The sequence below is a fragment of the Streptomyces sp. OR43 genome (assembly GCF_008042275.1).
Lineage (GTDB): Bacteria > Actinomycetota > Actinomycetes > Streptomycetales > Streptomycetaceae > Streptomyces.
The window spans coordinates 35,026-46,026 of record NZ_RDBK01000006.1; the positions used below are offsets into that span (position 1 = coordinate 35,026).

12 protein-coding genes and 1 pseudogene are annotated in these 11,001 nt (G+C 69.8%); 2 read left to right on the top strand and 11 right to left on the bottom strand.

Annotated elements, in window-relative coordinates; all coding sequences use genetic code 11:
• Window positions 1-41: 41 nt before the first annotated feature.
• The 9 genes from EAO72_RS03210 to EAO72_RS03245 form a co-directional block, all read right to left on the bottom strand.
• Entirely contained in the window at window positions 42-713 is a 672-nt protein-coding gene (locus EAO72_RS03210; RefSeq protein WP_148015688.1) for a ThuA domain-containing protein, read from the bottom strand.
• 88 nt (window positions 714-801) lie between these two features.
• Complete coding sequence (locus EAO72_RS03215; protein WP_410089987.1) at window positions 802-1,812, bottom strand: hydroxyacid dehydrogenase; 1,011 nt, start codon at window positions 1,810-1,812, stop codon at window positions 802-804.
• Between the two features lie 33 nt (window positions 1,813-1,845).
• On the bottom strand, window positions 1,846-2,778 hold the full coding sequence (locus tag EAO72_RS03220) for a carbohydrate ABC transporter permease (protein WP_148015755.1): 933 nt from the start codon (window positions 2,776-2,778) through the stop codon (window positions 1,846-1,848).
• 8 nt (window positions 2,779-2,786) lie between these two features.
• Entirely contained in the window at window positions 2,787-3,683 is an 897-nt protein-coding gene (locus EAO72_RS03225) for a carbohydrate ABC transporter permease (protein ID WP_148015689.1), read from the bottom strand.
• Between the two features lie 96 nt (window positions 3,684-3,779).
• Window positions 3,780-5,084, bottom strand: a complete 1,305-nt coding sequence (locus EAO72_RS03230; RefSeq protein WP_148015690.1) for an ABC transporter substrate-binding protein — start codon at window positions 5,082-5,084, stop codon at window positions 3,780-3,782.
• Between the two features lie 113 nt (window positions 5,085-5,197).
• Window positions 5,198-6,382 carry a substrate-binding domain-containing protein gene (locus tag EAO72_RS03235; RefSeq protein WP_261991291.1) on the bottom strand — a complete coding sequence of 395 codons (1,185 nt, stop codon included), beginning with the start codon at window positions 6,380-6,382 and terminating at the stop codon, window positions 5,198-5,200.
• Between the two features lie 21 nt (window positions 6,383-6,403).
• Entirely contained in the window at window positions 6,404-6,883 is a 480-nt protein-coding gene (locus EAO72_RS03240) for a polysaccharide lyase (protein WP_261991292.1), read from the bottom strand.
• Window positions 6,884-6,943: 60 nt separating this feature from the next.
• On the bottom strand, window positions 6,944-7,174 hold the full coding sequence (locus EAO72_RS42710) for a hypothetical protein (protein WP_261991293.1): 231 nt from the start codon (window positions 7,172-7,174) through the stop codon (window positions 6,944-6,946).
• A gap of 12 nt (window positions 7,175-7,186) precedes the next feature.
• Window positions 7,187-8,110, bottom strand: a complete 924-nt coding sequence (locus tag EAO72_RS03245) for an SDR family NAD(P)-dependent oxidoreductase (RefSeq protein ID WP_148015691.1) — start codon at window positions 8,108-8,110, stop codon at window positions 7,187-7,189.
• A gap of 98 nt (window positions 8,111-8,208) precedes the next feature.
• Here EAO72_RS03245 and EAO72_RS03250 point away from each other — a divergent pair, with 98 nt between their 5' ends.
• Window positions 8,209-8,892 (top strand): TetR/AcrR family transcriptional regulator, encoded by a 684-nt coding sequence (locus EAO72_RS03250; RefSeq protein WP_148015692.1) that lies wholly within the window; start codon window positions 8,209-8,211, stop codon window positions 8,890-8,892.
• 76 nt (window positions 8,893-8,968) lie between these two features.
• Here EAO72_RS03250 and EAO72_RS03255 read toward each other — a convergent pair whose 3' ends face one another.
• Complete coding sequence (locus tag EAO72_RS03255) at window positions 8,969-9,442, bottom strand: MarR family winged helix-turn-helix transcriptional regulator (protein ID WP_148015693.1); 474 nt, start codon at window positions 9,440-9,442, stop codon at window positions 8,969-8,971.
• An 84-nt stretch (window positions 9,443-9,526) separates the two neighbouring features.
• Here EAO72_RS03255 and EAO72_RS03260 point away from each other — a divergent pair, with 84 nt between their 5' ends.
• A complete protein-coding gene (locus EAO72_RS03260; protein WP_148015694.1) occupies window positions 9,527-10,453 on the top strand; it encodes a quinone oxidoreductase family protein in 927 nt (308 codons plus the stop codon).
• Between the two features lie 60 nt (window positions 10,454-10,513).
• Here EAO72_RS03260 and EAO72_RS03265 read toward each other — a convergent pair.
• Window positions 10,514-11,001: pseudogene (locus tag EAO72_RS03265) on the bottom strand (hypothetical protein); the annotation flags it as partial.

Below are 11,001 nucleotides of genomic sequence, written 5' to 3' on the forward strand. Positions count from 1 at the left end.
TGCGCACGGGGAATCGACGTCATTTCCCGTGGCCGGAGGGATCAGCCCGCAGCCCAGCGCAGGCCGCCCAGGAGATGACCTCGGAAGGCCGGGTCGGTGTAGGCGTCGTCCGCGTGGCCCAGCGACGTGTAGAACGAGCGGCCGGCGCCGGACTCCTTGCACCACACCAGGGGGTGATCGGCGCCCATGGCGCCTCCCTCGTAGCCGGCTTCGTCGATGGTGGCGAGGATCTGTACGCCGGGGCGCCGAGGGCTGCACCGGAAGTCGTACCACTCGTCGTTCCAGTCCCACCGCGGCGGCAGATGGCGCATCGCCGGATGGCTCCGGTCCTCCACCAGCACGGTGCCGGACTGGAACTCCGGGTGGCCGGCGAAGCGGGCGCCGATCAGCTCCCCGTAGTACGGCCAGCCGTACTCGGTGCACGCGGCGGCATGGATTCCCATGAAGCCGCCGCCGTCCGAGGTCCAGCGGCGGAGCGCCGTCCGCCCGTCCGGGGTGAGCACGTCGCCGCTGGTGGACAGGAAGACCACCGCACCGCGGCCTGCCAGCGAGGCGTCGGTGAAGACCGAGGGGTCCTCGGAGGTCTCCACGGCGAAGCCGTGCTCCTCCCCCAGCTCACGCAGGGCCGTCTGCCCGGCAGGTATCGAGTCGTGGCGGTAGGCCGTGGTGCGGGTGAAGACGAGAACGTCCGACAGGCGGTCGGTCCGGGGCATGCGGTCCCTCCGGGTTCTGGCGCGCGGTGTGGTCACGGTGATCGGCACTCCCATGTGGCGGGTGGCTCGGCAGCCGTCCGGATGCGGCTCAGGCCGATGTGGTCAGGGCCGCCCGGGTCACGGGGTACGCGAACTCCCACCCGGCGCAGTAGCGTTCGATCTCGTCCAGCGCACTGCGGGTGATTCGCAGGAGCTCGCCGCCGAGCGAGCCGGCGATGTGCGGGGTCAGCAGCACGTTCGGCAGCGAGTAGAGCGGAGAGGCCGCCGGCAGTACCTCGGGCTCGGTGACGTCGAGGACGGCGTGGATGCGTCCCGAGAGCGCCTCGGCGGTGAGTGCCGCGGTGTCGACGAGGGATCCGCGCCCCGTGTTGACGAGGGTGGCACCGTCCCGCAGGAGCGACAGTCTGCGGGCGTCCAGCAGGTGGTACGTCTCGGGCAGCGCGGGCGCGTGCAGCGAGACGACGTCGGAGCCGGCCAGCAGTTCGTCGAGCTCGACGAGCCGGGCGCCCATCGACCGGGCCGTCCCGGGATCGAGGTGCGGGTCGGCCAGCAGCACGTCGAAGTCGTGGGGCCGCAGCAACTCCAGCACCCGCCGGCCCACGAGGGACGCGCCCACCAGGCCGACCGTCCGGCGGTAGTTGCCGAAGCCGGGGAAGCGATCCGCCCAGTCCAGGGGGGTTCGTTGGTCCCGGTAGAGCCCGCCGATCTCCAGGACGCGCTTGTTGGCGAAGAGGATGGCGGCGAGCGTGTATTCGGCCACGGGTACGGCGTTGGCGGCGGCCGCCGTGGAGACGAGGATTCCGCGGTCCCAGCAGGCCTCCGTCACATGGTGCTTGACGCTTCCGGCGGCGTGCACGACTGCCTTCAGCATCGGCATGCGGGCCAGCACGGCGTCGTCGAGGGGGCGGCATCCCCAGGAGGTGATCAGGAGCTCGACGGCTGCCAGGCGGGGCACATCGTCGAAGTCCTCGGCGACGAGCTGCGGTTCGATGTCGACGAGACGGGTCAGACGGTCGATCGCGGAGGGCGGGAAGAGGGCGTCCCGGTGCGGGCGGCCCATCGCGAACAGGGCGCGCGGGCGGGGCGGTGTGGATGACATGGGGTTCCTCGGGACGATGGCCTGCTTGACGGCCTACTTGACGGCGCCGGCTGTCATGCCGGACTTCCAGAACCGCTGGAGCATCAGGAAGAGGACGACCAGCGGGATCACGGACACCAGCGATCCGACGATGGCCAGGAGGTAGTCCTGTGGGTGCCCCTGGGAGAGCGCGGAGGAGTACCAGACGTACAGCCCGAGGTTGACCGGGAAGAGGTCCTTGTCGGACAGCATCACCAGGGGAAGGAAGAAGCTGTTCCAGATCTGGGTGAACTGGAAGAGGAAGATGGTCACGAAGCCCGGCGCGATCATGGGCAGGGCTATCCTGCAGAAGGTCCTGAACTCGCCCGCCCCGTCCACGCGGGCGGCCTCGAGTACCTCATTGGGGATGTACGAGGCGCTGAAGACGCGGGCCAGGTAGACCCCGAACGGGAAGACGAGGCCGGGGATGAACACGCCCCAGAAGGTGTTCACCAGACCGGCTTCGGCAGCGATCAGGTACAGCGGGATCGCCATCGCCGTTCCGGGCACCATCACGCCCAGCAGGACGAACGAGAAGAGCTTCTCCTTGCCGGGGAAGTTCAGTTTGTCGAACGCGTACCCGGCGGCCACGCTGAACACGGTCGCCAGCAGCGAGCCGACACCGGCGTACAGGACCGTGTTGAGCAGCCAGCGCAGGAAGATCCCGTTGTCGACCTCGAACAGGTACGAGAGGTTGTCGGCGAGCGCGAAGTCCTTGCCCGGGGCGAAGCCGTTGGTGGCGAAGAGGTCCTGGCGGCTCTTGGTGGACGAGAGGACCAGCCAGAGCATCGGCAGGAGCGTGTAGAGGGCGGCGAGACCCAGCATCGCGGTCACACCGGCTCTGGACAGCAGGAGCGACGGACGGTTCGCCGGGCCGCGCCCGCCCGGCCGGGTCCTGTCGGTCCGCTCCGGGACCGGATCGGTGCCGGCGGGGGCAACGCGCGTCATGGTCTTGGTCACGGCTTGCTCCTGCTGCGCGAAAAGCGGGTGACGAGGAAGGACAGCAGCGCGGCGAACAGCGCGATGAGCAGCGAGGCCGCCGCTGCCAGTCCGAAGTCGTTGTGGGTGAAGGCGGCCGTCTGGACGAACATGTTGGGCGTCCAGCTGCTGCCGATCGAACTGGAGGCGCTGTAGATGACCTTCGGTTCGGTGAAGAGCTGGACCGACCCGATCACGGTGAACAGCACGGCCAGGGCGATGGCCGGGCGGATCATCGGCACCTTGATCGACAGTGCGGTACGGATCTGGCCGGCACCGTCGATCTTCGCCGCGTCCAGGGCCTCGGTCGGCACCGCCTGGAGGGCGGCGTAGAAGATGACCATGTTGTACCCGATCCACTCCCAGACGGCGATGTTCGCCGCGGAGAAGACCGCGTTGTCCGCCGACAGGAAGTCGATGTCGAGGCCGCCGGCGCCGAGGAAGTCGATCACCGGGCTCAGTCCGGGTGTGTACAGGTAGACCCAGATGAGTGCCGCGATCAGACCGGGCACCGCGTGCGGGAGGAACAGGGCCAGCTGGAAGAAGGTCCGTGCCCTGGTCAGCGCGGAGTCCAGCAGCAGGGCGAGGACGAGCGCGCCGCCGATCATCACCGGGATGTAGATCGCGACGTACGCGGCGATGGTGAGGAATCCGCCGCGGAAGGACGGGTCCGCCAACGCGTGTACGTAGTTGTCGAGTCCGGCGAAGACCTCTTCCGTACCACCGAAGCCGAGGCCGGAGGTGTGGGTGGTGAACAGGCTCATCCAGCCCGCGTAGACCAGCGGGGCGAGGGTGACGGCGGCGAACAGGACGAAGAAGGGGGCCAGGAGCAGGGTGGCGGTGCGGCGCTGGGCGCGGGCTGACGGAGTTGTCATACCGGGCCTTTCTCGAGGGGTGCGGGAAGCGTCGGGGCGGGAGCCGATGCCGGCCTCGGCCTGCGGTGCGGGCATCGGCTCACCGGGGTTCGTGTACTACGGGGCGACGTTCATCCCGCGCCGCTCCATGTCCTTCACGGTCTCCTGCTGGGAGCCGGTGAGGACGTCGAAGAGCTTCACCTTGCCCTGGGCGACCTTCGGGAGCTGGTCGACGATGGCCGTGTTCGTGGTCCCCATCACGGGGCCCCACGTCCAGCCGGGCCGGACCGCGGCGTAGGACTCGCTGCCCAGGGCGTACACGTCCTGGCCGCCGAAGTAGTCGGTGGGGAAGGCGGCCTTGGTGACCGGCAGGAGCTCGGGGTCGGCGGGGAACATGCTGCTGGTCCCGGAGGATACCCACGCCTTCATGCCCGCGGGATCAGTGGTGATCCACTTGATGAACTCCTCGGCGGCGCCGCTGTTCTCGGCGCCTTTCGGGATGACGAACGAGGAGCCGCCGTACATGGCCGAGGCGGGCTTGCCGTCCCAGGTGGGCACGGGGGCCACCGACCACTTGCCCTTCTGGTCGGCGACGGTCGCCTGCTGCGCGCCCGCGCACCAGCTCGCGCAGACGTAGGCGACGGTCCGGTTCTGCTGGACGCTCGTCCAGAACGGGTCGAGCGAGCTCACCGAGGCGACGAGGTCCTTCCGGGCGAGGTCACCCCAGTAGTCGGCGACCTTCCGGGACGGAGCGTCGTCCAGCGACACCTTCCAGGAGTCCTTCTCCGTGCCGAACCACTGCGAACCGGCCTGCCAGGCGAGGGCGGTCAGCAGCCCCGGGTTGTCGGTGTAAAGAACTCCGCCGCGGGCTTTCGGGTCCGCCTTCTTCACCTGGGCGGTCATGTCCCGGTAGGCGTCCCACGTCTTGGGGACGCTGATCCCGTGACTCTTGAAGAAGTCGTTGCGGTAGTACAGCATCAGCGGGGCCGCGTCACGGGGAACGCCCCACGTCTGGCCACCGAGCTCGACCAACTGCCTTACCGACTTGGGGAAATGGTCCTTGACGAGCGGACCGAGCGAGTCACTGAGCGTTTCCAGCTTGCCCTGGGTGGCGAACTCCGGCAGCTGCGGGTACTCGATGACCGCGGCATCCGGGGCGGTGCCGGCCTTCACGGCGTTCGTGAGTTTGGAGTAGTACTCCTGGCCCGAGGGAACCGCCTCGAAGGTCACCTCGATGTCCGGGTGGGTCCGGTTGAAGGCCTTCGCCACTTCGTCGGAGCCCTTGACGAAGGACCAGAAGGTGACCTTTCCGGTGCCCTTCTCCGCCGTGGAGGTCCCGCTGTCCGAGTCACCACATCCTGTGGCGAGCAGGCCGACAGCCGCGACGGAGCAGACCAGCGCTGTCAGTCGTCTACGAAACATGGTGTGCCACCGATCGTTTGCTTGGGTGTCACCGCAATCATTCGTTACGTACGACAGCGAGTCAATGCATATGCTTTCGTTTTTTGATATCGAAACCATATGACATCACTTGCCTATGCGTCGCTCCGTCGGTCGGCGCCGCAGGACGCGCGGACCCGCAGTTCCGGGCGGAGCAGGATCTCGGCCAGCGGGGTGGCCGGGTCGGACAGCCGGCGTACCGCCAGGTCGAGCGCCCATGCCCCCACCGCCTGTTTGGGCGGTGCGACGGCGGTGAGGGGGACGTCGCTCAGCTCGGCGACCTCGTCGTCGTAGGTGACCAGGGCCAGATCCTCCGGCACGCGCCTGCCGCGTGCGCGCAGGATGCCGACGAGCGCGATGGCATCGATGTCGTTGTGCACCAGGGCGGCCCGGACCTCACCGGATTCCACGGCGCGGACCACCTCTTCGAAACGCGCGTCGGCGGGAGCCGCGTCACCGGTGGTGCTGATGAGGAACTCGGGCCCCGGCGTCAGCCCCATGGCCTTCACGGCCTCGGCGTGACCGGCGCTGAGAAGAGCCGTGTTGGGGCTTTCGATCCTGGCGACGAGGGCCACCTTGTCGTGTCCGAGCCCGGCCAGATGGCGCACCGCGAGGGCCGCTCCATAGGCGTGGTCGGAGGCCACCTGCTCCAGCCGGCCGGCCCGTATCCCGGCCCTGCGCTCCACCAGCACGGCCGGGACCTCGAGGGTGCTCAGCCACTGCTCGGCCTCGTCCAGCGGGCGCAGGCCCGGGTGCAGCATCAGCAGCAGGCTGTCGATCCCGCCTGCCACCAACTGGCGGACCTGCTCCTGGTTCTCCGCCAGCGACTCCCCGGAGACGGTCAGCACGACGCGGACGCCACGCGCGCGGGCCGCGTTCTGGACGCCCCGGATCACCTCCGCGTAGTAGTAGCCGCCCGGCGGCACCACCAGCCCTACGGAGTACTTCTCCCCGGCGGGAACCGGGGCGGCCGCGGAGGCGGGGACGGGCGCCGGGGCATCGGTCGGTGCCGGAGCGGGAGCGTCCGGGGCCGGCGCCGCGGCCCCGCCGTGCGGCCGGTTCAGCACCGTGGCCCCGCCGTGCACCCGGTTCAGCAGTCCCTGGCCGGCGAGCTCCCGTACGTCCTGACGCAAGGTCACGGCGGAGACGCCCATCTCCTCCGCCAGCGCCTTCACCGTGATCGAGCCCTGGCGCTCCACCGCGCGCAGGATCGCTTCCCGCCGCTCGTTAGCCAACACCTTCAGTCCTCTCTCGATGACGAGTGAGGCATCGTTCTTCACTCGACCATCGAAAGATATCAATCAAAGGTCAACGATGGCCTGGAGCAGCGGATTCCGGGGGCGGGTCAGGGCGACGGACTGCCGTCGACGGCGCCGCCCTCGGTGTCCGGCGCCGGAGGTCCGGGAATCCGCGTCATGACAGGTCGAGAATGCGGATGTCGTCGTGCTGGACGATCCGCGTGTGGGTACGTCACCGTTCCCGATCGACTCCGAGGGCCGGTAGAGCCCCCACTTGATGTAGCCGTGGTCGGCCGGATTGGCCGGCTGGTAGGTGCGCACGTTCTCGTACGAAGCGGAGGGCTTGTAGCCGGACTCTCCGGGAAGCCGTACGGAGACCTTGAAGCAGCCCGCTTCGTCGGTGGTCCAGCGTGCGTCCACGCGGAAGCTCATCCACTGGTTCACGTACGGACGGAGGTCCGGCACCACCGCGGCCTGCTGGTTCAGATGGGGCGACCTGAACGCGATCTTGTTGCGCATCGCCATGAGGTAGAAGGCCGGCACGTTGCCACCCGCGTACTTGCCCTGGAAGACGATGTCGCCCGCGTCGCTGTCACCGGCCGCCTAGGACTTCCAGTCCTTGAGCAGCACGCTGAACTCGTAGCGCCGCACGTCACCGACCTCGAACCGACCGGCCGGAAGCAGGTCCGTCGCGCTCTCGCTCCGCGGCGCGCCGTTGGACTCGTAGTCCGCCTTCAGCTTCCCGGTGGCGGACCGCGCGGGTGCGGGGCCCGGGCGCGGGGAACCGTCCGGTGCGGCTCCTGCCGCGTACGACACCAGCACGGGAACCAGCACCGCCCCCGCGCCTCAGGAAGCCTTCCGCTGCGGCGCCAACTCCGGGAACGTCACCCCGGTGAGCTCCTCCGAGACGGTCCACAGGCGCTGCTGGGCGGCCCGGTCGTGGGAGTCGGGGCTGGAGACGACCGGCTTCGGGTAGCCGCGGATCTCTCCACGGTTGCCGGGGCCGTAGTACTGGCCGCCCGTCGCGGCCGGATCGGTGGCGGCGCGCAGGGTGGGCAGGGCGCCCATCTCGGCCTTCTGGGTCAGCAGCGGCGCGAGCCAGGTGACGGGCACCCGCAGCGCGGCGGGAGCGTTGCGGGTCAGTTCGGTGTTGGACACGCCGGGATGGGCGGCGACCGCGACGGTGGTGCCGTGCGGTGCGAGCCGGCGCTGCAGTTCGTACGTGAACATCAGGTTGGCGAGCTTGGCCTGGCCGTAGGCGCCGATGCGGCTGTACGAGCGCTCCCACTGGAGGTCGTCGAAGTGGATGGCGGCCCGGATGCGGTGGCCGGTGCTGCTGACCGTGACGACGCGGGAGCCGGGGACGGGCAGGAGCCGGTCGAGCAGCAGGCCGGTGAGGGCGAAGTGGCCGAGGTGGTTGGTGCCGAACTGCAACTCGAAGCCGTCGGCGGTGGTCTGCTTCGGGGTGTACATCACGCCCGCGTTGTTGATCAGAAGGTCGATGCGCGGGTGGGCGGCGCGCAGGTCGGCCGCCGCGGACCGGATCGAGCCCAGCGAGGTCAGATCGAGGGCCTGGACGGTGACGTCGCCGGTGATACGGGCAGCTGCCCGCCTGCCCTTGTCCACGTCGCGGACCGCCAGGACCACCGCCGCCCCGCGCTCCGCGAGCATCCGGGCGGTCTCGAATCCCAGCCCGGTGTTGGCGCCGGTCACGATCGCCACCCGGCCGCGCTGATCAGGGATGTGCTGTTCGGTCCAGTTGCCGCTCATGATGCTCCTTTAAGAAACCGCCGGTCTGTTAAGCGTCAACTTAAGAGACCACCGGTCTCCTGTCAAGGTACCGGCGGTCTCTAAGCTAGGCTGGGGGCGTGACATTCCAGCGGGCGCGAAGCGAGGAGCAGCGGGAGATCCGCCGCCGGGCGATCCTGGACACGGCGGCGGCGATGCTCGACGAGATGCCCGTGGCCGAGGTCAGCCTCAACGAACTCAGCCGGCGGGTGGGCCTGGCCAAGTCGAACGTCCTGCGGTACTTCGAGTCGCGCGAGGCAGTGCTGCTCGAACTGCTGGACGTCTTCCTCGAGAGCTGGCTCGCCGAGCTGGCGGACGAGCTGGCCGCGGACGTCGAGCCCGACGGGCCACCGGAAGTGCGGGCGGGCCGCCTGGCCGAGACGCTCAGCCGGTCGCTGTCGGACCGGGCGGTGCTGTGCGACCTCCTCGGCGCGCAGGGCGGCGTCCTCGAACACAACGTCTCGGTCGAGGTGGTCAAGGAACACAAGCGTTCCGCGCTCGGCCGGCTCGCGACCATGACCGACCTCGTGCGCTCCCACGTGCCCGAACTCGGCGACGGCGCTCAGCTGTTCTGCCTGATGAGCCTGGTCTCGGCCGGCGCCCTGTCGGCGTACGTCCCGCCGCCGCCCAGCGTCCTCGCCGCCTACGCGGACGAGCCGGCCCTCGGCGTGCTCCACCTGGAGCTGCGTGACGCCCTGCGGGCCTCCTTCACGTCGGCGCTCCTGGGCGTACTGCCGCGCGGTCAGCAGACGCCCCCGACCTAGGGTTTGCCCAAGTGGATCATGGGCGCGCCGTCTCCCGCGTAGCGCTTTCGCAGGCCCGGCAGATGCGTCGCGCCGCTCAGAACGTCCCGTGCACCGGGCGTTCGGGACGCGGCGCCACCGGCAGGGGCGGGGAGAGGAGGGGCTCGAGCAGCTGAGCGAGCTGTTCGCGCTGCTCCGGACCGAGTCGGCCGGTGGCCGGTGCGAGGACGGCCTTGCCCTCCTCGTACAGGCGCTGGGTGAGGGCGCGTCCCTCGTCGGTGATCTCGACGACGACGGCGCGCTTGTCCCCGGGACTCGTACCGCGGGTCAGCAGCCCCCGCCGTTCGGCGCGGGCGATGAGGCCGGACATGGTCGACTTGTCCAGTCCCAGGAACGCCGCGAGGTCACTCATGCGCGGGGTTCGGTCGCGCAGAATGCCGAGCACGCGCAGCTGCGTGAGGGACAGGTCGTACTCCGCGCCAATCCGGGTGAGCACCCCCATGACCTGGAAGGCGCTGCGGACCAGGCCGTCGACCAGGGCGTCCGTGGAGTCGTCGTCATCGGGAGCCATGCACGCCACCCTACTTGACATTGTTTGCATTACCAACAACTCTCTTAGTGATTGGTAATACAAACCAACCCGTGGGAGTTCCTCATGCATGCTGCGATCATCACGGCGTACGACGCTCCGCCCGTCTACGGCGAGCACCCCGAACCCGTGGCACGGGGCGAGCACGACCTGGTCGTGGACGTCCTGGCGGCGGGCCTGCACCACCTGACCCGGTCCAAGGCGAACGGCAGCCACTACTCCGCCTCCGGGGTCTTCCCGCTGGTCCCCGGCATGGACGGCGTCGTGCGCGATCCTTCGGGCCGTCTGCGCTACGCGGCCCTGGACGACACGAACCTCGGCACCTTCGCCGAACGCACGGTGATCGACTCACGCCGGAGCATCGTCCTGCCGGACGACGTGGATCCCGTCCGGATCGCCGCCGCGATGAATCCGGGCATGTCCTCCTGGGTCGCCCTGCGCCGCCGCATCACCTTCCGCGAGGGGCAGCGCGTTCTCATCCTCGGCGCCACCGGCAACGCCGGACGCATGGCCGTCCAGATCGCCAAGCGGTTCGGCGCCGCCCAGGTCTTCGCCGCCGGCCGCGACGCCACCCGCCTCGCGGCGCTGCCCGGCCTCGGCGCGGACCGGGTGCTCACCTTCGACGATGTCACCGCCGCAGCCGATGTCGATGTCGTCCTCGACTTCGTCTGGGGCGAACCCGCCGCCGGAGCCATGCTGCCCCTGCTTACCGCGCGCGCCGATCGCTCCGCTCCGCTGACCTGGATCCAGATCGGCTCCATGGCGGGCGCGTCCGCCCCGGTCCCTTCCGCGGCCCTGCGGGCGGCGCGGCTGAACATCGTGGGCAGCGGCATCGGTTCGGTCCCTGCCCGCGACTTCATCGCCGAACTGCCCGAGCTGGCGCAAGCGGTGACCGAGGGGGCCATCGACGTCCAGGCCCGTGCCGTGCCGCTGGCCCGGATCGCGCAGGCATGGTCCGAGACGACCGACGCACGCCTGGTCTTCGTCCCTTAGCGCCTCCCGTTCGGATCATGCCGGACTCGCGGGCCCCCGGCATCGTGCAAACGAAAGACCCTAGGTCCCCCGCCCTGCGTGTTCCGGCTGCCCGTCTCGCGTCGGATTCCAGGCTGCCGCGCACAGGGACTCGGCCACGGCAGCCGTATAACGGGCGGCGCTGAGCCAATAGGTGGCGAAGACGTCGGTGTCGGCAGGGAGCAGACGGCCGAAGAGGTCGCGTTCGCGTTGGGCCGCCGATGCGCACAGGGCGGCAAGGAGGCCGGCGGCCGTGGGAAGGCCCGCGCGGCGGATGCGGCCGGTCTCGGCGGTAACGTCGCCGAGCATGCCGAGGGCCGCGCGGCCCGCCGGGACCGTCTGCTCGACCCGGCGCTCCAGGAGATACAGGGGCGAGTGCGCGCCGGAGCTCTCGGGCTGCGGCGGGGCGAGGTGCGCGGGGGCTCCCGGATCCGGGAGGTCGGCGCGGCGCAGGGCGACCCAGGAGGACATGCCCGGATTCATCGCGGCGGCGATCCGGACGGGATCCACGTCGTCCGGCAGGACGATGC